Origin of the sequence: Methyloversatilis sp. MC4-4, from assembly GCF_049843555.1 — a bacterium.
Taxonomy (GTDB): Bacteria; Pseudomonadota; Gammaproteobacteria; order Burkholderiales; family Rhodocyclaceae; genus Methyloversatilis; species Methyloversatilis discipulorum_B.
The window spans coordinates 1-24,215 of sequence record NZ_JBBHZK010000001.1 but is presented as its reverse complement, the minus strand read 5'-3'; the positions used below and the strand labels follow the sequence as shown (position 1 = coordinate 24,215).

Here is a 24,215-nt window from a genome sequence, read left to right as displayed (position 1 = left end):
CGCGTTGGGCCTCCTGGCCTGACGGCCAGTCAGCCGGCGTCGGCCCGCCTTGATCCGGACGCATCGGAATTCGCGCGCGGCCCGCGATTCAATGGCAACAGACCCTAGCCCGCCGCCCCGACCTTGGTGACACGCCCGGAAAATGCAGGTTCAATACTCGACATGAGCGCAGCGCCCGACACGCGAGCTTCGACGGACCGTTCTGTCTGGCAGATCGGTCTGCCCGTGCTGCTTGCCACGCTCGGCGCGACGCTGGCCGTCTATCTGGTGTGGAACGAGATGGACCGTCGGCACCGCGAGCGCGTCGACGAACGTCTGGCCTTCGAGGCGCGCGACATCACGCAGCAGGTCGAACAACGCATGCGCGCCTACCGTCAGGTACTGCGCGGCGCACGCGCGCTGTTCGACGCATCGGACGAGGTCACGCACGAGGACTGGAAGACCTATGTCGGCGCACTGTCGCTGCAGGAGGACTTTCCCGGCATACAGGGCGTCGGCTTCTCCGCCTACGTGAAGGCGGAGGATCTGGACACCCACATCGCGTCGATGCGCGCCCGCGGCCTCCGCGATTACGACATCCGTCCGCCGGGCGAACGTCCCGAGTACAGCAGCATCGTCTATCTGGAGCCGCAGGACTGGCGCAACCAGCGCGCCTTTTCGTTCGACATGCTGTCCGAGCCGGTACGCCGCGAGGCGATGCAGCGCGCCCGTCGCACCGGCGAAGCGGCGCTGACCGGCAAGGTCAGGCTGATCCAGGAAGCTGACCGCGACATCCAGACCGGCGTACTGCTCTATCTGCCCGCCTACCGCCGCGGCCTGCCCACCGGCACCGAGGCGGAACGCGCAGCGGCGCTCAGCGGCTGGGTCTACAGCCCCTTCCGCATGCTCGACCTGATGGCCGGCACACTCGGCCGCATGCAACCCTCCTTGCGCCTGCGCATCTACGACGGCGGCGCCGCCGAGCCGGAGGCGCTGCTGTTCGACAGCCATGGGACGGATCCGGTCCGCTTCGACGCGCCGACGCATTCCATCTCGCGCGACATCGACGGGCGACGCTGGTTGCTGGTGTTCGAGCAACGGCGGGAGGCGGCGGCCGACCTTGATCGCTGGCACACCGAACTGGCGCTGGTCGTACTGTTCGGCGCGCTCGTAGTAGCACTCACCGCCAGTCTCGGACTGGCCCGCCGCCGGGCTGCGCGGCTGGCCGAGCTGGGCGCTTCGCTGGCGCGCAGCGAAGCGCTGTACTCGACGCTGGTCAACCTGTCCGGCGAGAGCATCCTCGCGCTCGACGCACGGGGCCATATCGAATACGCCAACCCGGGCCTGCACCGGATGCTCAACCTCGACGCGCGCGACGTCGGCGGCCGCTCGCTCGGCGAACTGGCCTTCGACGGCAACCGGCACGCACTGCAGTCGATGGCAGATGCGCTGCTCGGGGGCGACACCGTACGCATGGAACTGACGCTGCAGAGCCGCGACCGCGGCGAAGTCGCCGTCCTCGCCTCCGGCGTGCCGCGCACCGACAGCGCCGGCCGCGTCACCGGCGCCATCATCGTCATGGCCGACATCAGCGAACGCAAGGCAGACGAGGCGAGGATCGCCTGGCTGGCCACGCATGACAGCCTGACCGGCCTGCCCAACCGCTCGCTGCTGGTGGAGCGGCTGAACCGGACGCTGGCGTCCGCCAAGCGTTACCGGCGGCGTTTCTGTCTGCTGTTCATCGACCTCGACCACTTCAAGGAGGTGAACGACCGCATGGGGCATCACGCTGGCGACGAGGTACTGATCGAAGCGAGCCGCCGCATGCTCGCCTGCCTGCGCGCAGCCGATACGCTGGCCCGCCACGGCGGCGATGAGTTCGTCGCCCTGCTGCCGGAAACCGGTTCGATCGAGGCCGCATGCGCGGTGGCGGATAAAATACGGCTGCGTCTCGGCGAACCGTTCCCGCTCGAACAGGGGCAGGCGCAGATATCCGCCAGCCTGGGCGTCGTGATGTGCCCGGACCACGGCGACGACTTCGACACCCTGGTCGCCCGTGCCGATCAGGCGATGTACGCGGCAAAGGCAGCGGGACGGAATACCATCGCGGTGTGGACCGCCCCGGACAACAAGGACACTCAATGATCGGATCGATCGGCCTCATCGCCATCGGCGCACTGCTGCTGGCGTCCAACCTCAATCTTTTTTCGCTGCGCGAGCTGGCCGAACTGTTCGGCACCTGGTGGCCGGCCCTGCTGATCGCCGCCGGCGTCGCCGGCCTGATCAAGCGCAAGTAGGTCTCGCCAACGCGGCCGTATCGAACCGTAAAGAATTCACGTTTTTTTCCGATATTCAGGCACTTGCCTCTGGAGTGCCCGACATGAACGGACTGAAAACACTGCGCGGCCGCCTGCTGGCCCTCGGCTTCGTCGCCCTCGCCGGGCTGCTTGCGGCCGGCGGCTTCGGCCTGCTGCAGCTCTACCGACTCGACCGCGGCGTCGGCGAGGATCTTGCGCGTCTGCAGCGCACCGTCGCCATCGGCCTCGACGTGCAGAACGCCAGCATCGACTTCAAGACCCAGGTGCAGGAATGGAAGAACATCCTGATCCGCGGCAACGACGTCGAGCAGTTCCAGCGCTACAGCAAGAGTTTCGAAAAGCACGCACAGGAGGTGTCATCCCGTCTGGGCGACATCTCCGGTCGCCTGCAGGCCGAAGGATCGCCACGTGTCGCGGAAGTGAAGGCTCTGGCTGCCGCCCACGCCGCCATGCATGAGCGCTACGTCGCGGCACTGAAGAATTTCGACGCGGCCGACCCCGAATCGGGGAAAAAGGTCGATCGTGCGGTGAAAGGCATAGACCGCAGCGCGACCGAAGCGATGACCGCGCTGACCCGGCTGATCGAACAGGACGTGAAGGCGCTGGGTGACGACACGCGTGCCCGCACCAGTGCGCTCTACCGCACAGGCCTGATCACGCTCGCCGTCGCCATCGCCGTGCTGTCAGTGGTGCTGATCGCCGGTATCGTGCTGACGCTGCGTCGCCTGACCACCAGCCTGTCGTCGCTGCAGGGCGCGCTCGGACAGGCGCGGACGCGAATGGACCTGACCGTGCGCGCTCCGGACAACCGTGGCGACGAACTGTCGGCGGCCGGCGCGTCGATCAATGCCCTTTTCGCCGAGTTGCAATCGACACTGAAGTCGATGCGCGACAACGCACAGCAGGTCGCCAGCCACTCCTCTTCGCTGCACGGTTCGGTCGACACGCTGGCCGGCGCCGTGGCGCAGCAGAACGATTCGACCTCGAACATGGCGGCGGCAGCCGAACAGCTCGCCGTCAGCGTCGCCCATGTCAGCGAAAGTGCCGGTCACGCGCGCGACGTATCACGCAGTTCGCTCGAACGCGCAGACTTTGGCGGCAACGTGATCGAAACCACCGCATCGTCGATGCGCGACGCCGCGGTCGACGTACAGGCGGCCGCCGGCGGCATGGAAGAACTGAGCCGCCAGGTGGAACAGATCGGCGAGATCGCCGGCACCATCAAGGGCATCGCCGACCAGACCAATCTGCTGGCGCTCAACGCCGCGATCGAGGCCGCACGCGCCGGCGAACAGGGCCGCGGTTTCGCGGTGGTGGCCGACGAGGTGCGCAAACTGGCCGAGCGCACGACCGAAGCGACCAAACAGATCGACAGCGTGGTTGGCAACGTGCAGTCGGTGACCGAGCAGACCCGTACCAGCATGCAGGAACTGGTGTCGCAGTTCGATCACATCGGCAGTTCGACGCAGCAGGCGGCGCAGGCGATGGACGATATCAAGAGCGAATCGCGCAATGCTGTCGGTGCCACCGATGAGATTTCACGCGCGCTGCGCGAACAGACCAGCGCCAGCGAAAGCATCGCGCAACAGGTCGAGCGCATCGCCGGCATGAGCGAGCACAACAGCGCGGCGGTGCGTCAGGTCAGCCACGCGGCCGACGCGATGAACGCGCTGTCGCAGTCGATGCGGCAGCGGCTGGAAACCTTCGTCGTCTGATCCGGCGACACGGCCCGCTCGCGCGGGCCGGCGCCCTCACTTGCGACCGTAGGTGTCCTCGAAGCGGACGATGTCGTCCTCGCCCAGATAGCTGCCGGACTGCACCTCGATCATTTCCAGCGGCAGCTTGCCCGGGTTCTCCAGCCGGTGCGTGGTGCCCAGCGGAATGTAGGTGGACTGGTTCTCCGACAGCAGCAGCACGTTGTCGCCGCAGGTCACGCGCGCGGTTCCGCTGACCACGATCCAGTGTTCGGCGCGGTGGTGGTGCATCTGCAGCGACAGCGAGGCACCCGGATTAACGACGATGCGCTTCACCTGGAAGCGCGGACCGGCGTCGATCGAATCGTAATAGCCCCACGGGCGATACACCTTGCGGTGGTTTTCCGCCTCCGGCCGCTTGCGCGCCTTCAGTTCGGTCACAATGCGCTTGACGTCCTGGGTGCGGTCCTTGGCCGCCACCATGACCGCGTCGCTGGTTTCGACCACCACCACGTCCTTCAGGCCGAGGCAGCTCACCATGCGCGTTTCGGCGAACACCAGACTGCCGGAGGTGTCCTGCAGCAGCACGTCGCCACGCGCCACGTTGCCGTCGGCGTCCTTGTCGGCAACCTGCCACAGCGCATCCCAGGCGCCAACGTCGGACCAGCCGGCGTCCAGCGGGACGACCACCGCCGGCGCCACGCGCGGTTCGCCGGCGGCCAGCGGTTCCATGATGGCGTAGTCGATCGAGTCCGACGGGCAGGCGGCAAACGCCGCCTTGTCGACCCGGTAGAAGTCGCGATCGGCCGCGCCGCCCTCGTAGGCGGCGCGGCTGGCCGCCTCGATGTCCGGGCGGAAACGCTTGAGCAGATCCAGCGCGACGCTGGCCTTCATCATGAAGATGCCGGCGTTCCACAGATAGTTGCCGCTTTCCAGGTAGGACTGCGCGGTCGGCGCGTCCGGCTTCTCGACGAAGCGGTCCAGCGTGCGCGCCGGGCTGCCGGCCAGTGCGGCACCCACCTTGATGTAGCCGTAACCGGTTTCGGCGCGGTCCGGCGTGATGCCGAAGGTGACCACCGCGCCCTGCTGCGCCTGGGCGGCACCGATGGCCACCGCATCGCGGAACGCCGCCGTGTCACGGATGACGTGGTCAGACGGCATCACCAGCAGCACGGTGTCGGGGCCGGCTGCGGCCAGCGCGGCCAGTGCCAGCGCCGGCGCGGTATTGCGGCCGACCGGTTCGAGCAGCAGCGCGGCCGGATGCACGCCGATCTGACGCAGCTGTTCGGCCGTCAGGAAGCGGTATTCCTCGTTGCACACCACCAGTGGCGCCGCCAGTTCGATGCCGGGCGCGCCGGCGCGCAGCGCGGTGTCCTGCAGCAGCGTGTTGTCACCATCGAGCGGCAGCAGCTGTTTCGGGTAGCGTTCGCGCGAAAGGGGCCACAGGCGGGTGCCGGAACCGCCGCACAGGATGACGGGCTGCAGGGACATGACGGAAACCTGAAAGGATGTCGGAAGCGCCCGAGTTTAAGCGACGCCTGCACGCCGTCTGCGATAAATCCGTTACAGCCGGTGTGCCGGCCCCAGTTCAGGCGAGCCAGCGCTCCATCTGATGCACCGGCGCGTTGCGCAGCAGATGGAGCTGCGGATTGTCGCGCTGCGCGCTCTGGCCGGATTCGATCACCCTGACCGGCTCGCGCTCGAGAATGCACAACCGGCGACTGATGCAGTCGGCGCGCCACTGCGCATTGGCGGTCCGGCCCCGCTCCTCGACCGCGATCCGGGTCAGCGCGAACTCGTCCTGCGGGTTCTCCCGCTCGATGCGCCGGCGGATGGCGGCGTGCGCCTTGTCCAGGCTGCCCTGCTGCACGCAGAGGTCGAACAGCGCGGCCAGACAGCGGAAATTGCGTATCGGTATCGGCCGTACGCCCTTCAGCCAGGCCAGCGCGACGACCAGCTTGCGACCGTAGGTATCGTAGGCGTAGCGCAGCCATTCGGCGCGGAACACCGGCTGCCGTCCGACCGCCTGCAGCGCCTGCGTCCACGCCGGATCGAAACCGGCCTTGCGCGGGCCGCGGCTCAGCGCGTCGGCCCAGCGCACCTGCGCGGCGCGCGACGGCAACCGCAGCATGCGCTGCCATTCGTCCCACAGCGCGCCGAAACAGGCGCGCAGCGCGGCCTCGTCGCGCGCGGCGAAACGGCGGAACAGCGCCTGCAGCGTGCCGGTGCCCAGATTGACCTGCAGCGGCCCGAAGGACAGACCGGCGCCGTCGAAGTTGCCGGTCACCTGCAGATAGGGGTCGCCCCGGGTTTCGAACGCCGCCGTCACCGCGATCGCCAGGTCGAGCGCACGCTCGGCGGCCAGCGCCGGCAACTTCGACGGATCGTGCATCTCGGCATAGATCAGGTCGCCGCGCGGCTCGACCCGCGCCAGCCAGCCGTCGCGCGCGACACGGTGGGCAGCGTCGGCCAGCGCCACCGGGTCGGCCGCCTTCAGCCAGACGAAACGCCCTTCGATCCCGGCGCCCAGACCGCCGCGCGGCGCAACGCCGGCAATGCTGACGCCCGTCCCGAGTTCGTCGCGTACCCGCTGCACGGCCGCCAGCAGTTCGCGATGCACGCGCACCGTGCCGTCGGCGCGCGCGTATTCCGTCAACAGGAAGTTGGGCGTGACGCGTGCGCGCGCCGGGCCGCCGATCAGGTAGTCGTCCGCGTACTTCAGTCCGCTGGCCATGTGTCCTCCTTGAGCCCGCGTCAGGCGCCGAGCGCCTCACGCACCTTTTTCAGGCCGCTGCGCAGCACGCCCAGATCGATCAGGAAATCGACCTGATCGAGCACCGACGCGCGTTCTCGTGCGCTGCCGCCGCGGGCGAAGGCGGCGCGATAGGCGCCGACGATGCTCGCCTGTTCGGCGGCAGCCAGTCGCCCGTCGAGCAAGGCGCACAGCAGTTCGCAGTCGCCGACCACGGCCGTACTCCAGAAGTCCGGATGGGGGTGGGCGGCGGCATCGCGCTGCACGCGCTCGCATCCGTCGCGGACGGTGCGCGCGTCATCCGCCGGCAGTACCGCACCGCTCAGCCGCGCATGCAGCAGTCGCGCCGTCCACAGATTGACGAAGGCATAGCTGTCCACGGTCTGCCCCTCGTTGCGCGCGGCCAGCTCGAACGCCCGCCCGTAGTGCTTCGCCATGTCGGCCAGCGCCGCCAGCCGCGCCTCGCCATCCAGCATCCAGGCCAGCCGCTTGTGCGCACTGCCGAGCAGCGCGCAACGCTTGGCCGACGGCGTCAGCAGTTCGAGGTCGGCGATGGCGCGCCGGATGCCAGCAACCAGGTCGGTTACGTCACCGCGCTTCTCGCGCATCAGCGCCCACTCGTCGTCGGCCGCCCGAACCCTGAAATTGGCCGACTGCTCGAGCACGCGCAGCGGGCAATCACCGTCGTCAGCCTCGCGCGCGCGGTCCAGCCACTGCGCCGCCAGCGCGTAATGGCCGGACTCGCCGAAACAGAGACCGATCGCCGCGGCGACATCGGCGCGCGCCAGCCAGGCGGCACGGGCGGCCGCCGGCACGCGCGCGGTGTAGCCGTCGAGCCAGGCCGACGGATCGGCATCGCCACCGTTCGCCGCGGCGCCGCCGCTCATCAGCGCGCTGCTGCGGTTGTCGATCTGCACCACCAGTTCCGACGGTGTAGTGAAGGGCGGCGGCGCGCTGTCGCGGCGCGCCGGGCCGGTCGGGTCGAGGCGGTAATCCGGATCGCCGTAACACTGGTAGGCGCCCCAGGTATTCACCTTCGGGTGACGGGTCCAGGTCGCCTCGCGCGCGATGCGCACCGCGTCGCCGAAGCCACGGCCATCAAGCAGGCTGCCGTACAGGGTTTCGGCGAAACAGCGCGCGGCGGCGTCATCGACCGCCCAGCCTGCGGCGACGACGGCGCGCACGCCCATGCGGATGAACTGCGCCGCCAGGTTTGCGGCCAGTCGATTGAGGTCGGGTGAACCGGCGGCATCGGCGCCGCCGGTATTGCCGAGATGGCAGCAGTTGATGAACACCAGTTCCGGCACGTAGCGCATCTGCTCGACGTCGCCGGGCGTCAGGAACCAGCCGTCGCCGATCACCATGCCGGACACCTTGCGGGTGCCGCCGCCGCCCTCCGCCGGCGTGGTGGTGGGCACCACGTACTCGTGAACGCCGTGGCCGGCCAGATGCAGGATGCGCCATGCGTCCTGGTGCAGCGCCGCCATGATGGCGCGACCTTCGGCGTGGATCAGCTCGGTGACCGCGCAACCGCCGGACGACAGTACGCCGGCCACCGCACGCGCCTCGGCGGCGGCATCCGGCAGTGCGGAAAACCCGCGGCCCAGCGGCGCCGGATCGCCGATCACCAGTGCGCTGGCGCGTGTCGCACCCAGCGGTCGCTCGCGATACTGCGACGTGCGCAGCTGGCGCAGCATGCCGGAGGCCACGGCCGGCGGACGCTGACCGGCCTGCCAACGGTCCTCCAGCAGTTCCCACGGGAAACGGCCGGACACCTCGTCGACCAGCAGCACCACGCTGCGCCGCTCCGGGGCCAGCTGCTTCATCCGGTGCGGCAGCAGCATTTCGAACAGCGTGCGCGACGTGTCGGCATCGGCGGCGCAGGAGCGGCAGGCCTGGCTGACGAAGGCATCGACCTGCTGCAGCTGGCCGCCGACCAGGCTGATTTCGGCACGCGCGCGGTCGGTCAGCGCGATGAAGCGCAGTTCGTCGCGACGCGCGTCGTGGGATATCTCCAGGCGGTGCCACCAGCTCGCGTCCTCGTCGAAGCAGACGCGACGACGCCCACCGTGCCCCTGGCCGAGCACCTGTTCCGGCCATACGAAGTCGCCGGCCAGCGGGCCATCGACCACCTCGCGCAATGCGCCAGCGGCCTGGATGGCGATGTCCTCGTACAGCTCAATGAATTCGACCTCGCCGATGACGACGCGACCGGCGAGCGCCCCCTCGCGCAGCGCGCGCTGGGCGTCGCCGGTGCCGCGCAGGATGGACTCGACCGAATCGCGCGTGCGCATGCCGCCGGCACCGGTGCCGACCAGCAGCGTGGACACGCAGATGCTGCGCGTCGCGTCGGCCGCGCCGAAGCGCTCGTCCGGCCACTCGATCACCTGCAGTGCAAGATCGAGCAGCGCGCGGCGCACGCCGTCCTGCAGCAGCCCCGGGCTCAGCTCACCCACCTCGCCCAGGCCGACCACGATGGCGCCCTGCGGGTGCTGGTGCATTTCGCGCGGAATGAAGATGCCGTGAGTGCCTGCTGCCCCCGGATAGCGCCCCAGCTGCAGGCTGCGCGACAGCGCACCGTGCATGCGCCGGTCCATGCTCGCCTCGGCACTGACGATGGTATCGCCGGCATAGTGTCCGACCATCACTGGGTGGCGCGCATAGCTCAGTTCGCAGTGGCGCACGCGCACGGTGATCGGCGTGCGCGTGCTGCGCTCGACACGACGCGGCGGCGTCCCGCCGCCGAAGCCGAAGCTGGCGATGTCGGCCGCCTGCGGAATGCCGTCGGCCGGCGGCAGCGGCTTCAGCACGAACAGCTCCTCGCCAGCGCCGCCCGTGCGCGCGCTGGCCGGCGGCGCCGACGGCAGCCGGGTCGTGCTGCCGGTGGTCAGGATGTCGAGGTAGCCGTCGAAGGCGCGCGTCTGCGCGCACAGGAAGTCGTGCGCGGTGTCTTCGGCGTACCACATCGGCACGCCGGGCAGCGCGCCGGAGGCCCAGCTCACCGTGCCATCGCCACGCGCGGTCGCAACGAAGTCGATGCGCTTGCGGCCAAGCGGCCAGGGGTCATCGACATCGTCGACGCGGTAGTCGATGACGGTGGCCGGCTGGCAACCGGCCACGTAGCGGACAACGCGCGTATCGACCGCGATCGCCTTCAGCTGCGTCCAGGTGTCGCGCGCGGACTTCAGTGTTTTCGCGTCGGCCGGCTTCCAGCGCGCGCCGAGCTGCTTGCGCAGCGCCTCCCAGCGCGCCACGTCGGCGAAGTCCGGATCGCTGTCGGCAAAGGGCAGCAGTTCGAGCAGGCCTGGGTAGGTGCGCACCAGGTCGATGATGTCGGTGGTGCTCTGCGTGAAGTCGAGCAGCGCAAGACGCGCCTGCGTCGGATTGTGGCCGGTGAGCCAGCGCACCGCCTCGTGCGAGCCGGCGTTCGGTGTACCGAGCATCAGGAATCGGCTGCCCGGCAGCCGGGTGATGCGTGCCCACACGGCCGCACCGCGACCGCCGTCGCTCATCAGCGCGCGCACCACCAGTCCGCCCATCGAGTGGGCGACGATGTGCACCGGTTGCTGCTCGGCTTCAGCGCGCGCGACCACCGCCTCCAGCCGCTCGGCCAGCCGCGCTGCGGCAGCGCGCACCGACTGGCGCCAGTCGTAGGCGAAGAATTCGACGCGGTGACTGCGCGCAAGGAATTCGAGCAGCGGCCCGTAGAACTGATCGACCAGTCCGCCCGGCTCGACCTGCGCCGCCGCCATGTGCAGGCGCTTGAGTCCACCCTTGAACAGCGCGAGATAGTCCAACCAGACGCGCTCGCCGTCGACGCTCAGCTCGCTGCCCATGGTGCCCGGCAACACCACCGCCAGCGGCCGCGGTTCGGCGGCACTCTGGCTGCGCGCCAGCGCGCTGCGCCAGCGCGGCGGATCGTGCGGCGCCTCGGCGATCGGCTGGAAACCGGCATCGTCACCCTCGACGCGCAGCAGGCCGGCGGCCAGCCAGCGCACGCTCTTCTCGTTGACGAAGTAGCGGAAATGATTGACCTGAGCGCCCGCGTCGCGACCGAAGCGCGCGCCATTCACCGGACGGCGCAGCCCGCCGCTCATCGATCCGGTATTCACCACCAGATCGTGGTCGGCACCGTAGAACCAGTCGGTGGCAAGCAGCTTGATCTTCTGCCACAGCGATTCGCCCTCGACGTCGCCGGCGATCACCGTGAGGTCGGCAGCGGTCTCGAGTTCTGCGTGATTGAGCAGCCGGGTCAGCGCCGAGCCGGGCATCATCGCCTCGGCACCGGGCAACGTGCGCGGATCCGTGCGTTCCTTCACCACGGCGAGCAGGAAGTCGACGGCGTCGCCGAACAGCGCCTTGCCGGACACGAAGTCGAGCACCGACAGCCAGCGGTCGAGGCGGCCCGACGCCAGCGTGGTACCGCGCGCCGGGCAGGCGACGCGGACGAAGCGGCTGACGCGGAACTGCTTGGCTTTCAGCTCCGCCAGCAGCGCCGCCAGATCCGCACGATCGGCCTGATAGGCGGCGTGGCGCGCCGCCTCAGCGGCATCGTCGAGCGCGCCGAGGCCGATCTGCTCGGCCAGCGTGCGGTCGGCGGCGAACAGTTCATCGAGCCGGCCGACGACCGCGTCCAGCCCGCGACATTCGCCCAGGCACATCAGTTCGCCCACCATGCCACCGCGCGAATGACTGACCAGATGCAGCTCCGTCCCCTTGGGCAGGCGCTTGGCAAGCGCCAGCGCATTGCTGATCGGGCTCTCGGTCAGCGAACGGTGTTCGAGCGCGAACACGCGCTCGCCGTAACGCGCAGTCAGCCGGCGACGCAGCGCGGCGCCCTCGCGATTGGCGGCGTCCCACAGTCCGCCGAAGCTGCCTTCGCAACTCGAACCGGTGCCATGCAGGAAAACCAGCAGCGGACCGGCGTCGGCGGCGATGGCTGCGCGCGCGGCCAGCGGCGTCAGCGCGAAGGCGTCGAGCGTGCAGTGATAGACGCCGGGCGCGCGGCTGAGCCGCTTTTCCTCGAACCACTTGCCAAGCGCCGCGGCCGACTTCTTCTTCAGATCGATGCCGAAGAAGTCGAGCACGCGGATGCCCAACCCGAGCAGACCGCGCGACGCCGGCGCGGTCGCCGCGGTGTCGAGCGCGTCGAATTCCCAGGCGCTGTCGCCGTCGCGCGATACCGAGCGATGGCCGTGTTCGCGCACCAGGTCGTCGGCGCGGCTCCACAGCACAAAGCCGTTGTCGAGTTCGATACGCACGACCTCGTCGGCCGCCACCTCCAGCTCGCCGGTCACGCCGTCGCGGGCGCGGCCGGGAATCAGCCGGCGGCCGTGCAGCACCGCGACACCGGCGCCGGCGTCCGGCGTGGCCGCGTCGCTGACGGTGCCGCGTATGCGGTATCGGGCTGCACTCATATTCCGTCTCCTCGGTTCAGGGTCGGCGCGACAGCACGACCGTATTCTGTTCGCCACTGTTCAGTTCGACCTTGCCGGCCAGCACGCGGCGCTCCGGGCCGATACGCAGCGTGAGATTGCCGCTGTCGACGAGAAAGCTGCCGTCGGCGCTGACGACACGCACGGCAAGATCGGCGAGGTCGCCGAACACGGCGCCCTCGGCGGTAAACACGATATGGGTGAGCGGCGGCCCCTCCATCGCGGCAAGCGACGCGATGTAGTCGCGCCATTCCGGGTCGTTGTCGACGCGCACCGGCTCGGAGCGCAGTGACAGCCGGTCGTCACGGTGACGCAGGTGCAGTGGAATGCGCTCGCCGTTCTGCGTGGTGAGCAGCCAGCGGCCTTCGAGCGATGGCCGGTCGGTGGCGAGTGCAGCCACCGGCTGTGTGGCGTCCTCCGGCGGCGACGGCGTGGCGGTGTCGACGCCGGCCGCGGTGGGCGGCAGCGGCAGCTCGGCGTCGTCCTCGACGGCAAGGCGGACGAGCGCGGTGATCGCCAGCACGCCCACGGCGGCAAGCGCCCAGCGACGTGCATTGCTGCGCACCGGCCGCACGCCCTCCGCCACAGTGACGCCGCTGCGCGGCACGCCCAGCCGCTCGATGTCGGCGACGATGCGCGGCAGATCGAGGCGGGTCCAGTCGTCGGTGCGCAGCGGCAGCGCGTGGCGCTCGGTGATGACGCGCAGGGGTTCGGGCAGGCTGGCGGCCGACGGCATCGGCGTTCCATCGACGCGCAGTGGCATCAGCACTGCGCCGGCGTCGATGGCCGACTGGATTTCCATGCGCACGGGATCATCGGGGTCGTCGATGCGCAGCCGCCCGTCAGCGTGACGCGCGCCGGCGAAACCGGGCGTCACCAGCAGCAGCACGATGGGCCGGTGGCCGATGGCGCGCTCGATCTCCTGCCGCCAGCTGCTGCCGCCGCGCAGATCCTGCCGGTCGAGGAACACATGGTCAGCACCGAAAACGCGACCGAGGTCGTCGGCCAGCCGGCTGGCGTCCTTGGCCCCATCGGCACTGCGGTAGCTGATGAAGATGCGGTTCATGGCCCGTACCGGACTGTGACATCAGACTGTCCGCGCTTCAGCCTCGAAGCGGCGGATCCGTCTTCAGTCTATGCCCGATGCAAGACGAGAACCACCCCGACCGATGGACGATGCGCGGGGCCGTTCAGGACCTGCCGGCGCCACTCATCGGGGATGCCCGTGCGCAGATGATCCGCGCACGGTGACCGGATCAGAGCACGCGGCTCAGCCGGGCGAGCACGCGCTCGCGGCCGAAGGCTTCGAGCACCGCGTCGATCGACGGCGTCTGCGGCTGGCCGAGCAGCGCCACGCGCAGCGGAATCGCGACCTGCGGCATCTTCAGGCCGCACTCGGTACAGGTTTCCTTGATCGCGGCGGACAGCGCGGCCTTGTCCCAGGCGGCCGCTTCGAGGCGGGCGGACAGCTTGCGCAGCGCCTCGCGTGCAGGGTCGGTCAGATGCTGGGCGAGCAGTTCGGGCGCCACGTGCAGGTCGATGTAGAAGGCTTCGAGCGCATCGGCCAGTTCGACCAGCGTGGACACGCGATCCTTGTACAGCGCGATCAGCGGCTCGAGCGAGGGCCCGGTTTCCGGGTCGACACCGCGGCGTGCCAGCCGGCTTGCGACGTCGGCGGCCAGCCATGCGTTGTCCGCCTGCTTCATGTAATGGGCGTTGAGCCAGCGCAGCTTTTCAGTGTTGAACTGGGCCGCCGACGGCGTGATGTGGTCGAGATCGAACCACTGCACGAACTGCTCGCGCGAGAAGATTTCGTCGTCGCCGTGGCTCCAGCCAAGACGCGCCAGATAGTTGATCACCGCCTCCGGCAGGTAGCCGTCTTCGTCGTACTGCATCACGCTGACCGCGCCATGACGCTTGGACAGCTTCTGACCGTCGTCGCCGAGGATCATCGACAGATGCGCGTATTGCGGCACCGTGGCACCGAGTGCGCGCAGGATGTTGATCTGGCGCGGCGTGTTGTTCACGTGATCGTCGCCGCGGATGACGTGGGTGATGCCCATGTCCCAGTCGTCGACGCAGACGCAGAAATTGTAGGTGGGCGTACCGTCGGCGCGGGCGATGATGAGGTCATCCAGCTCCTCGTTGGCGATGGCGATGCGGCCCTTCACCTGATCGTCCCAGGCGACGACGCCCTCCAGCGGATTGCAGAAGCGGATGACCGGCTGCACGCCGGCCGGCGGTGCCGGCAGCGTCTTGCCGGGCGCCGGGCGCCAGCGTCCGTCGTAACGCGGCTTCTCGTTGTTGGCGCGCTGACGTTCGCGCAGCGCATCGAGTTCCTCGGGCGTGGTGTAGCAGCGGTAGGCGTGGCCCTGCTCCAGCATCTGAGCGATCACCGCCTTGTAACGATCCATGCGCTGCATCTGGTAGAACGGGCCCTCGTCATGGCCCAGATCCAGCCACTTCATGCCATCGAGAATCGCCTGCACGGCCTCCGGGGTCGAGCGCGCGACGTCGGTATCTTCGATGCGCAGGATGAACTGGCCGCCATGCCGGCGTGCATAGGCCCACGAGAACAGCGCGGTGCGGGCGCCGCCGATGTGCAGATAACCAGTGGGGCTGGGGGCGAAACGGGTACGAACGACCTGGGACATGGCAGGAGACACGTAAAAGTGAGCGCGCGATTGTAGCGCGTCGCACAACAGCATTTGACGTGCCGACGTTCACCGGCTAGTATTCGCGCCCTGTCACGAATACAGGGCAGTTAGCTCAGCGGTAGAGCACCGCCTTCACACGGCGGGGGTCAGTGGTTCGATCCCACTACTGCCCACCACATTCAGGGCTCAGACCTCACGGTCTGGGCCCTTTTCTTTTGTCCCGGCGCCATGCCGCGCCAGGCATCGCCGACAGTACGTCGTTTCAAGCTTTTTGCCATGCACGCTGCGATGGCCGCTGTTACGCTGCGCGCCTCGCAGCTTGTTGCACCACTTTGACGCGGGCGCGAAGAAAATATACATTCACGTCTGTTTGTATAAATCCCTTACAGCTCATATGGTCAGACGCACCAAGGAAGAAGCCGAAGCGACGCGCATTCAGTTGCTCGACGCGGCGGAGCGCTGCTTCCGCGAAAAGGGGGTCGCCAGCACCACGCTGGACGACATCGCCAAGAGCGCCGGTCATACGCGCGGCGCCGTGTATTGGCATTTCGAGAACAAGGCCGACATTTTCGAAGCTGTATGCGAACGCGTGAGCACGCCGATGCAGGCCATGCTCAGCGATCTGGCGGCCGACCCCGGCAACGATCCGCTGGGCTATCTGCGCAACGACGCAATCCACGTGCTGCGCATGCTGGCCGAGTGCGAGCGCGTGCAGTCGGTGTTCGAGATCAAGTTCTGCAAGCTCGATGGCGGCCCCGACTTCGATCGCCTGCGCTCGCGCGAGCTGGAAACGCACACGCGCTGCCTGTCCATGCTGGAAGTGGTCTTCGCGGCGGCCGTGCGCCAGGGCCAGTTGCCGGCGCACCTGCCGCCGAAAGAGACCGCCGAGGCCATGCACGCCTTCATCGGTGGGCTGATGCGCAGCTGGATAGAACGCCGCGATTTCGACCTGCGCGCCCGGGCGCCCTGGCTGGTCGACACCTTCCTGACCGGTCTGCGCAACGCGCCCGACCCCGCCGCCTACGCCTGAACGTAGGCCGGAACATCGGCCGGAACCTTAGGGACGAAAAAAAGGCCACCCTCGAGGTGGCCTTCTTGTTCAAGCTGCCCGCGCTCAGGGCTGCTTGGCGTTGTCGATCAGTTTGCGATTGACGGTCACCGGATACTCCTTGCGCAGCGAGGCAAGATAGGCGGCGAAATCGTCCTGCGACACGGTCTGTTCGAGTTGCGCCTTGATCGCTTCGACGCGCGCGGGATCGAGCGCTTCCTTCGGCTGCTTGACGGCGGTGATGCGGAAGATCGCAAAACCACCGTTATCCATCGGGAAGCCCAGATAGGCTGGCAGCTTGTTGGCCGGTGCATTGAAGATGGCGCGCACCATAGTGGCGGCCGGACCCTGCGCCTGGGCGCGCGAGATGTCCTGCGGCGGCGACCAATTCAGCGGCGCCTCCTCGCCGGCACGCAGCTTGGCGAGCGACGCTTCGCCCCGCTCCAGCGCCATCTTGCGGCCCGCTTCGAAGCCCAGCTTCTTCTCGATGTCGGCCTGCACTGTTTCGAAGGGTTTGATCGACGGCGGCAGCTGTTCGATCACGCGCGCCGACACCAGGGTGTTCGACGCGGTCTCGATCGCCTGCGTGTTGCGACGGTTCTTGACCGCATCTTCCGAAAAGATCGCCTCACGTAGCTTCTCGTTGTCGAACGGCGCCGGCATCAGCAGCCCCTTGGGGATCAGCGGGCTGGTCTTCACCTGCAGACCAAGCTTTTCGGCAGCCGGTGCAAGACTGTCGGCCTGCTCATAGACGGTATTGCTGAAGGTTTCCGCCAGTTCGGCAAAGCGCCGACGGGCCGCCTGCTTCTTCAGATCGTCGGTAATCTCCGCGCGTGCCTGCTCGAGCGTTTTGCCCTGACCGCCGCGAACGTCCTCGACCTGGATGATGTGGTAACCGAAATCGGTCTCGACGACACCGCTGACTTCGCCCTTCTTCAACGCGAAAGCGGCCTCCTCGAACGGCTTCACCATGGTGCCGCGGCCGAAGAAGCCCAGATCGCCGCCATTGTCCTTCGAGCCCGGATCTTCGGAGTTGGCCTTGGCCAGTTCGGCGAATTTCGACGGATCGGCCTTGACCGTCTTCTGCAGGGCCTCGGCCTTGGCCTTGACCGCCTTGCGATCTTCGGCGCTGGCGCCCGCGTCGACGGTCAGCAGGATATGGCGCGCCTTGCGTTCCTCGCCCTGCATGTAGCGCGACTGGTTGGCTTCGAAGGTCTTGCGCACCTCTTCCTCGCTGACCTCCTGTGCCGCCGCAAGCGCGGCTTCGCTGAGCACGAGATACTCGACCTTGACCTGCTCCGGGACCGAGAACTCCTTCTGATTGTCGTCGTAGTACTTGCGCACCTGCTCCGGCGTGATCTTGAACTGCTCGATGAACTCGAACGGGGTGATGATGGCTTCGCTGACCTCGCGCTCTTCCTGCTGCATCTGTGCCCAGCGACGGGCAAGCGAGGCCGGCACGAAGGAACTGCCGGCGACCCCGGTGTACAGCTGGCGGATCACCAGATCCTGACGGATGCGGGCGAGCAGGCCGTCGCGGCTGTAGCCCTGCGTCTGGGCAACCTGGTCGAAGCGTGCTTCGGAAAACTTGCCGTCGATCTGGAAACCGGGAACGCCGGCGATGATCTGGCTCATGCGCGCATCGGAAACCGTCATGTGCTGACGCTGCGCCTCCTGCAGCAGGATGCGCTGGCTCACCAGGCCGTCGAGCGTCTGCGCACGCGCCTGCGGCGTTTCCATCATTTTCGGGTCGAACTGTTCGCCCGCCATGTCGCGCAGGCGATCGGTCTGATCACGCAGCGCCTGTTCGAACTCTTCCGGAGCGATCTTCAGCTTGCCAACGACCGCTGCGTCCTCGCGCACCGCATCGTTGTTCATGTAGGACTCGACGCCGAAGAAGGCGAAGGGCAACACCATCAGCAACAGGACGGCCTGGACCACGCGCTTGTTGTTGCGGACTGCATCGAACATAGGAACCTTTCGCGGAGCCCGGGCTTTTCGGGCGCAGGAAATGAAAAAGGCGAACAACCGTTCGCCCGCTGTCAGTTTTGGCGGAGTGGACGGGACTCGAACCCGCGACCCCCGGCGTGACAGGCCGGTATTCTAACCAACTGAACTACCACTCCAGTTTTGCGGGGCAACGAGGCAGGGACTGGTGGGTGCTGACGGGCTCGAACCGCCGACATTCGCCTTGTAAGGGCGACGCTCTACCAACTGAGCTAAGCACCCGCTGCCTGAAGGTCGCTGCAAAAAACAGCCCGCGATAATACCTCACAAGAGGCGGTTCGCGGGCTGTTGTCAGGCAGCGATCAGTGCGTAACGACCGAGCCGGCCGCTGCGGGTTCCTCGACCTTGGCGACCACGGTTGCCGGATCGGCCTCGGGCAGTGGATCGGGCTTGCGCTCGAGCGCGCGCTCGAGCACGTCGTCGATCCACTTCACCGCCACGATCTCGATCGAGTTCTTAAGCGTGTCAGGCATGTCCGCGAGGTCCTTCACGTTCTCCTGCGGAATCAGCGCCGTATGGATGCCGCCGCGTACCGCCGCGAGCAGCTTCTCCTTCAAGCCACCAATGCCCAGCACCTCGCCACGCAGCGTGATCTCGCCGGTCATCGCGACGTCCGCACGGACCGGGATGCCGGTCAGCGCAGACACCAGAGCGGTGGTGATCGCGATGCCCGCCGACGGACCGTCCTTGGGCGTCGCGCCTTCCGGGAAGTGCACGTGCAGATCGGACTTCTCGAACACCTCGTCCTTGATGCCCAGGCGACGTGCGCGCGAGCGCACCACCGAGCGCGCAGCCTCGACCGATTCCTTCATCACGTCGCCGAGCGAGCCGGTACGCTGCACCGCGCCCTTGCCCGGCATGGTCGCGACTTCGATGGTCAGCAGTTCACCGCCGACTTCGGTCCAGGCCAGACCGGTCACCTGTCCGACCTGATTGTCCTTCTCGGCGATGCCGAAGGTGTAGCGACGCACGCCGAGGAACTTGTCGAGGTTCTTCGCGTTGACGATCACCTTGGATGAACGCTTGCGCATCACCAGGCCCTTCACCACCTTGCGGCAGATCTTGGACACTTCACGTTCGAGCGCCCGCACGCCGGCCTCGCGGGTGTAGTAGCGCACGATATCGCGCAGCGCGTCTTCGGTGACCGACAGCTCTTCCTTCTTCAGGCCGTTGTTCTTCATCTGCTTCGGCACGAGATAGCGCTGGCAGATGTTGACCTTCTCTTCTTCGGTGTAGCCCGACAGCCGGATCACTTCCATCCGGTCGAGAAGCGGCGCCGGAATGTTCAGCGAGTTGGCAGTCGCGACGAACATCACGTCCGACAGGTCGTACTCGACCTCGACGTAGTGGTCGACGAAAGTCGAGTTCTGCTCCGGATCGAGCACTTCGAGCAGTGCCGACGACGGGTCGCCGCGGAAGTCCTGCCCCATCTTGTCGACCTCGTCGAGCAGGAAGAGCGGGTTCTTCACCGCGACCTTGGTCATGTTCTGCAGGATCTTGCCCGGCATCGAACCGATGTAGGTGCGACGGTGGCCACGGATTTCAGCTTCGTCGCGCACACCGCCCAGCGCCATCCGCACGAACTTGCGGTTGGTCGCCTTGGCGATCGACTGGCCGAGCGAGGTCTTGCCGACACCCGGAGGGCCGACCAGACACAGGATGGGCGCCTTCAGCTTGTCGACGCGTTGCTGCACCGCCAGGTACTCGAGGATGCGTTCCTTCACCTTCTCCAGACCGTAGTGGTCCTTGTCGAGAATCTTCTCGGCTTCGGCCAGATCCTTCGAAATGCGCGACTTCTTGCGCCACGGCAGGCCGACCAGCGTCTCGATGAAATTGCGCACAACGGTCGCCTCGGCCGACATCGGCGACATCAGCTTGAGCTTCTTCAGCTCGGACTGCGCCTTGGCGATGGCTTCCTTGGTCATGCCGGCGGCCTTGATCTTCTTCTCGATCTCCTCGAGATCGGCGCCGTCCTCGCCCTCGCCCAGTTCCTTCTGGATGGCCTTGACCTGCTCGTTCAGGTAGTACTCGCGCTGGCTCTTCTCCATCTGCCGCTTCACGCGGCCGCGGATGCGCTTCTCGACCTGCAGGATGTCGAGTTCGGTTTCCAGCTGCGACAGCAGGCGCTCGATGCGCTCGGCCGTACCGAACAGCTCAAGGATGTCCTGCTTCTGCTCGAGCTTGAGCGGCAAGTGCGCAGCCACCGTATCCGCCAGACGGCCCGCTTCCTCGATGCTGGACAGCGAGGTCAGGATTTCCGGCGGAATCTTCTTGTTCAACTTGACGTACTGATCAAATTGGCTGATCAGCGCGCGCCGCATCGCCTCGATTTCGTGCGAGGTCTGCTCGACGGCAGGCACCGTGGTGACTTGGGCCATGAACAGCGTCTTGATATCGACGATATCCTCGACCGTCGCACGCTGCGTGCCTTCGACAAGCACCTTCACGGTGCCGTCCGGCAGCTTGAGCATCTGCAGGATGTTGGCAACGCAGCCAATACGGTAGAGATCTTCGGGATTCGGCTCATCCTTGGCGGCAGACTTCTGTGCCACCAGCAGGATGCTCTTGCCGGCTTCCATGGCCGACTCGAGCGCCTTGATGGATTTCGGGCGACCGACGAACAGCGGGATCACCATGTGCGGGAAGACGACGACGTCCCGCAGTGGCAGAAGCGGCAGTTCGAGTTGCTCGGGAACGGTTTGGAGGCTGGACATTGCTATTCCTTAACGCGACAGTGTCAGACAGATTGGGGCGGCACTTCCCGAATCAAGCCGCCCCGGCTCCGGCACCCGCGCAGCGCGCAAACCGACGCGCGGGTATCAGTTCGAACCGGACACCTTGGGTTGGTCGGCGAACAGCATGATCGGCTTGGTCTCGCCGTCGATCACGCCCTCGTCGATCACCACCTTTGCGACATTCTCGATGCCCGGCAGTTCGTACATCGTGTCCAGCAGTGCCGACTCGATGATGCTGCGCAGACCACGTGCCCCGGTCTTGCGCTTCAGTGCCTTGCGGGCGATCGCCTGCAGCGCACCCGGGCGCACCTCGAGCTCGACGCCTTCCATCTGGAACAGCTTCTGGTACTGCTTGATCAGCGCGTTCTTCGGCTCGATCAGGATCTGGATCAGCGCTTCCTCGTCCAGTTCCTGCAGCGTCGCAACGACCGGAAGACGGCCAACGAACTCGGGAATCAGGCCGAACTTGATCAGATCCTCAGGTTCGACATTGCGCAGCGCCTCACCGGTGCTGCGGTTATCGCGGCTCTTCACCTCGGCACCGAAGCCGATGCCAACCTGCTCGGTGCGATTGCGAATGACCTTCTCCAGACCGTCGAACGCGCCACCGCAGATGAACAGGATGTTGGTCGTATCGACCTGAACGAAGTCCTGGTTCGGGTGCTTGCGACCGCCTTGCGGCGGCACGCTGGCGACCGTGCCCTCGATCAGCTTGAGCAGCGCTTGCTGCACGCCCTCGCCCGATACGTCGCGAGTGATCGACGGGTTGTCGGATTTGCGCGAAATCTTGTCGATTTCGTCGATGTAGACGATGCCCTGCTGCGCGCGCTCGACTTCGTAGTCGCACTTCTGCAGCAACTTCTGGATGATGTTCTCGACGTCTTCGCCGACGTAGCCCGCTTCGGTCAGCGTCGTGGCGTCCGCCATCACGAAGGGCACATTGAGCAGGCGCGCAAGCGTCTGCGCGAGCAGCGTCTTGCCCGACCCGGTCGGACCGACGAGCAGGATGTTGCTCTTCGACAGTTCGACCTCGTCCTTGCGCGACATGTGGCGCAGGCGCTTGTAATGGTTGTAGACGGCAACCGCGAGAATGCGCTTGGCCGGCGATTGCCCGATCACGTACTGATCGAGAATCTCGCAGATCTCCTTCGGCGACGGCAGATCACCGCGCGCACTCTTGCCCGCCTGCTCGCTGCTGATTTCGTCTCGAATGATGTCGTTGCACAGATCGATGCATTCGTCGCAGATGAAGACCGACGGCCCGGCGATGAGCTTCTTCACTTCATGCTGACTCTTCCCGCAGAACGAGCAGTAGAGCAGCTTTTCGGAACCCGATTTCTTGTCGGTCATGACTCAACTCCAAACTTGACAGGTACACCTGCGTTGCATGCGGACACCCGCACTCAGGCGGCACTCTCCGCCCGCGTTGTCAGTACCTTATCAATAATGCCGTACTCGCGCGCCTGTTCCGCCGAAAGGAAATTGTCGCGATCCGTGTCGCGTTCGATTGTTTCTATCGGCTGACCGGTGTGGTGCGCCATGATGTTGTTCAGCTTGGCGCGCAGCGTCAGGATTTCCCGGGCGTGGATTTCGATGTCCGACGCCTGCCCCTGAAAACCGCCCATCGGTTGATGAATCATCACGCGCGAGTTCGGCAGGCAGAAGCGCTTGCCCTTCGCACCGGCCGACAGCAGGAACGCGCCCATACTGGCGGCCTGACCGATACACAGCGTAGACACGTCCGGCTTGATGAACTGCATCGTGTCGTAGATCGACAAGCCCGCAGTAACCGAGCCGCCCGGCGAGTTGATGTAGAAGAAGATGTCCTTGTCCGGATTCTCGGATTCAAGGAACAGCAACTGCGCAACGATCAGGTTGGCCGTTGTGTCATTCACGGGTCCGACCAGGAACACCACGCGTTCACGCAGCAGACGCGAGTAAATGTCGTAAGCGCGCTCGCCCCGACCACTTTGCTCGATGACCATGGGCACCATGCCCAGACCGACAGTTTCCGACATCATTCGATACTCTCCCGGACGAGGCCGCCGGTGCGGCCTCTCGTATTCATACAAGCAAGCATCGGACCCGACACGTCGTACCGATCAGTTCGTTGCCATCAGGTCGTCAAACTCGACAGCCTTGTCCGACACCGTTGCGACGCCCAGTACCCAGTCGACCACGTTGTCTTCGACAACGAGCGCTTCGACTTGTGCCAGACGTTGCGTATCGCTGTAGTACCAGCGAACGACATCGGCGGGATCTTCATAACTTTGAGCCTGCTCTTCCACCACGGCGCGGATTTGTTCCGGCTTCGCATACAGCTCGTTCTTCTTGACGATCTCGGCAACAACGAGGCCGAGACGGACACGGCGCACAGCCTGATCGGCAAACCATGCCGGCTCGACCGGAATGTCCTTCACGTTCATGCCGCGCGAGGCAAGATTTGCACGCGCTTCTTCCGCCATGCGCTGCGACTCCTGCTCGACCAGCGCGCTCGGCACGTCAAACTCATGCGTTTCGAGCAGCAGATTCATGACCTCGTTCTTGACGCGTGCCTGCAGGCGCTTCTTGACTTCACGTTCCAGGTTGGACTTGACGTCCGCCTTGAGCTGTTCGACGTCGCCGGACGGAACACCGAGGGACTTCGCGAAATCGGCGGAAAGCTCAGGGAGCACCGGGGCCTCCACCGACTTGATCTTGACCTCGAACTGAACCGTCGTACCGGCCAGATCCTTTGCCTGATAGTCCTCGGGGAAGGTCAGCGAGAACGTCTTGGAATCGCCCGCCTTCAAGCCTTCGACATTCGTCTCGAACTCGGGCAACAGCGCGCCCGCACCAAGAACGACAGGGAAGTCTTCCGCGGTGCCGCCGTCGAAAGCTTCGCCTTCCCGCGTTCCGCGGAAGTCCATGACAATCCGATCATCCTTGGCGGCAGCCTTATCCGCAGCAGCGTAGCTGACACGCTGCTTACGCAGAACTTCGAGCGTCTTTTCGACCTCCGCATCTCCGACGGTCAATACCGAGCGCTCGAGCGTCTTGCCGCTGAGGTCCGCCGCAACGATCTCCGGGTACACCTCGAAGGTAGCACTGAAGAAAACCTTGCCAGGTTCGGTGGATTCTGCGGGTTCGATCTTCGGGAACCCGGCAACGCGGAGGTTCTGCTCGCGCACTGCGGCGCCGAAAGCTTGCTGAACGGCTTCGGTGAACGCCTCGGAGCGAGCTTGCGCCGAGTATTGCTGTTCGACGATCTTCATCGGCACCTTGCCCGGGCGGAAGCCGGGCATCTTGACCGTGCGCGCCATCCGCGCAAGGCGAACCGCAACGCTCTTTTCGACATCCGCGGCAACCACCGACATGTTGATCTTCCGCTCGAGTGTGTTCACGGGTGAGGTGTTCTGCGCCATTAGCGAATGTCCTTGAATCGTAGGGAAAAATTAGGCGTGATTGTATGAAATTCCGCGATCGCGGATAGCTTTCTAGGATAACACAGCACGCAACGCTCTGAGCCTTACGCCTGGTAATCCGATCGACCAAGTTTGGCGATCATTCGATGCTGCACCTGCGAGCTGGCATCCGCGTTCGTCGCACCG

At 66.3% G+C, this 24,215-nt stretch carries 14 protein-coding genes and 3 tRNA genes; 5 read left to right on the top strand and 12 right to left on the bottom strand.

The genetic code is table 11. The features are described from left to right. Positions 1-162: 162 nt before the first annotated feature. From WDZ97_RS00085 to WDZ97_RS00075, 3 genes are all read left to right on the top strand, one after another. Positions 163-2,124 carry a CHASE domain-containing protein gene (locus WDZ97_RS00085; RefSeq protein ID WP_425761423.1) on the top strand — a complete coding sequence of 654 codons (1,962 nt, stop codon included), beginning with the start codon at positions 163-165 and terminating at the stop codon, positions 2,122-2,124. Beyond that, a complete protein-coding gene (locus WDZ97_RS00080; protein ID WP_425761422.1) occupies positions 2,121-2,276 on the top strand; it encodes a LiaI-LiaF-like domain-containing protein in 156 nt (51 codons plus the stop codon). The genes WDZ97_RS00085 and WDZ97_RS00080 overlap by 4 nt, the downstream gene beginning before the upstream one ends. An 83-nt stretch (positions 2,277-2,359) precedes the next feature. Continuing rightward, complete coding sequence (locus WDZ97_RS00075) at positions 2,360-4,012, top strand: methyl-accepting chemotaxis protein (protein WP_425761421.1); 1,653 nt, start codon at positions 2,360-2,362, stop codon at positions 4,010-4,012. 36 nt (positions 4,013-4,048) lie between these two features. Here WDZ97_RS00075 and WDZ97_RS00070 read toward each other — a convergent pair whose 3' ends face one another. The 5 genes from WDZ97_RS00070 to gltX form a co-directional block, all read right to left on the bottom strand. Next, on the bottom strand, positions 4,049-5,482 hold the full coding sequence (locus WDZ97_RS00070; RefSeq protein ID WP_425761420.1) for a mannose-1-phosphate guanylyltransferase/mannose-6-phosphate isomerase: 1,434 nt from the start codon (positions 5,480-5,482) through the stop codon (positions 4,049-4,051). 97 nt (positions 5,483-5,579) lie between these two features. After that, a complete protein-coding gene (locus WDZ97_RS00065; protein ID WP_425761419.1) occupies positions 5,580-6,725 on the bottom strand; it encodes a hypothetical protein in 1,146 nt (381 codons plus the stop codon). Between the two features lie 20 nt (positions 6,726-6,745). Then, complete coding sequence (locus WDZ97_RS00060) at positions 6,746-12,160, bottom strand: DUF7379 domain-containing protein (protein ID WP_425761418.1); 5,415 nt, start codon at positions 12,158-12,160, stop codon at positions 6,746-6,748. Positions 12,161-12,176: 16 nt separating this feature from the next. After that, positions 12,177-13,244: a toll/interleukin-1 receptor domain-containing protein gene (locus WDZ97_RS00055; RefSeq protein ID WP_425761417.1), complete on the bottom strand. Its 1,068-nt coding sequence runs from the start codon at positions 13,242-13,244 to the stop codon at positions 12,177-12,179. 190 nt (positions 13,245-13,434) lie between these two features. Then, complete coding sequence (gene gltX, locus WDZ97_RS00050) at positions 13,435-14,832, bottom strand: glutamate--tRNA ligase (RefSeq protein ID WP_425761416.1); 1,398 nt, start codon at positions 14,830-14,832, stop codon at positions 13,435-13,437. 104 nt (positions 14,833-14,936) lie between these two features. Between gltX and WDZ97_RS00045 the strand changes: the two genes are divergently transcribed. Both WDZ97_RS00045 and WDZ97_RS00040 read left to right on the top strand, forming a co-directional pair. Beyond that, positions 14,937-15,011, top strand: a tRNA-Val gene (locus WDZ97_RS00045). Between the two features lie 218 nt (positions 15,012-15,229). Then, positions 15,230-15,865, top strand: a complete 636-nt coding sequence (locus WDZ97_RS00040; RefSeq protein ID WP_020165580.1) for a TetR family transcriptional regulator — start codon at positions 15,230-15,232, stop codon at positions 15,863-15,865. Between the two features lie 84 nt (positions 15,866-15,949). Here WDZ97_RS00040 and WDZ97_RS00035 read toward each other — a convergent pair whose 3' ends face one another. The 7 genes from WDZ97_RS00035 to tig all read right to left on the bottom strand — a co-directional run bounded on the left by WDZ97_RS00035 (position 15,950) and on the right by tig (position 24,029). Then, entirely contained in the window at positions 15,950-17,854 is a 1,905-nt protein-coding gene (locus tag WDZ97_RS00035; protein WP_304001858.1) for a SurA N-terminal domain-containing protein, read from the bottom strand. Positions 17,855-17,932: 78 nt separating this feature from the next. After that, positions 17,933-18,009: transfer RNA gene (locus tag WDZ97_RS00030), tRNA-Asp, on the bottom strand. A 27-nt stretch (positions 18,010-18,036) separates the two neighbouring features. After that, positions 18,037-18,112: transfer RNA gene (locus WDZ97_RS00025), tRNA-Val, on the bottom strand. An 80-nt stretch (positions 18,113-18,192) separates the two neighbouring features. Then, positions 18,193-20,604 carry an endopeptidase La gene (gene lon / locus WDZ97_RS00020; RefSeq protein ID WP_304001856.1) on the bottom strand — a complete coding sequence of 804 codons (2,412 nt, stop codon included), beginning with the start codon at positions 20,602-20,604 and terminating at the stop codon, positions 18,193-18,195. A gap of 105 nt (positions 20,605-20,709) precedes the next feature. Then, positions 20,710-21,975, bottom strand: a complete 1,266-nt coding sequence (gene clpX, locus WDZ97_RS00015) for an ATP-dependent Clp protease ATP-binding subunit ClpX (protein ID WP_019917134.1) — start codon at positions 21,973-21,975, stop codon at positions 20,710-20,712. A 53-nt stretch (positions 21,976-22,028) separates the two neighbouring features. Then, positions 22,029-22,646 carry an ATP-dependent Clp endopeptidase proteolytic subunit ClpP gene (clpP, locus tag WDZ97_RS00010; RefSeq protein WP_019917133.1) on the bottom strand — a complete coding sequence of 206 codons (618 nt, stop codon included), beginning with the start codon at positions 22,644-22,646 and terminating at the stop codon, positions 22,029-22,031. An 81-nt stretch (positions 22,647-22,727) separates the two neighbouring features. Then, on the bottom strand, positions 22,728-24,029 hold the full coding sequence (tig, locus tag WDZ97_RS00005; RefSeq protein WP_425761415.1) for a trigger factor: 1,302 nt from the start codon (positions 24,027-24,029) through the stop codon (positions 22,728-22,730). Positions 24,030-24,215: the final 186 nt, after the last annotated feature.

Coding starts and splice junctions, on each gene's coding strand:
- WDZ97_RS00085 (WP_425761423.1), top strand. CDS start 163: ATGAGCGCAGCGCCCGACACGCGAGCTTCGACGGACCGTTCTGTCTGG.
- WDZ97_RS00080 (WP_425761422.1), top strand. CDS start 2,121: ATGATCGGATCGATCGGCCTCATCGCCATCGGCGCACTGCTGCTGGCG.
- WDZ97_RS00075 (WP_425761421.1), top strand. CDS start 2,360: ATGAACGGACTGAAAACACTGCGCGGCCGCCTGCTGGCCCTCGGCTTC.
- WDZ97_RS00070 (WP_425761420.1), bottom strand. CDS start 5,482: ATGTCCCTGCAGCCCGTCATCCTGTGCGGCGGTTCCGGCACCCGCCTG.
- WDZ97_RS00065 (WP_425761419.1), bottom strand. CDS start 6,725: ATGGCCAGCGGACTGAAGTACGCGGACGACTACCTGATCGGCGGCCCG.
- WDZ97_RS00060 (WP_425761418.1), bottom strand. CDS start 12,160: ATGAGTGCAGCCCGATACCGCATACGCGGCACCGTCAGCGACGCGGCC.
- WDZ97_RS00055 (WP_425761417.1), bottom strand. CDS start 13,244: ATGAACCGCATCTTCATCAGCTACCGCAGTGCCGATGGGGCCAAGGAC.
- gltX (WP_425761416.1), bottom strand. CDS start 14,832: ATGTCCCAGGTCGTTCGTACCCGTTTCGCCCCCAGCCCCACTGGTTAT.
- WDZ97_RS00040 (WP_020165580.1), top strand. CDS start 15,230: ATGGTCAGACGCACCAAGGAAGAAGCCGAAGCGACGCGCATTCAGTTG.
- WDZ97_RS00035 (WP_304001858.1), bottom strand. CDS start 17,854: ATGTTCGATGCAGTCCGCAACAACAAGCGCGTGGTCCAGGCCGTCCTG.
- lon (WP_304001856.1), bottom strand. CDS start 20,604: ATGTCCAGCCTCCAAACCGTTCCCGAGCAACTCGAACTGCCGCTTCTG.
- clpX (WP_019917134.1), bottom strand. CDS start 21,975: ATGACCGACAAGAAATCGGGTTCCGAAAAGCTGCTCTACTGCTCGTTC.
- clpP (WP_019917133.1), bottom strand. CDS start 22,646: ATGATGTCGGAAACTGTCGGTCTGGGCATGGTGCCCATGGTCATCGAG.
- tig (WP_425761415.1), bottom strand. CDS start 24,029: ATGGCGCAGAACACCTCACCCGTGAACACACTCGAGCGGAAGATCAAC.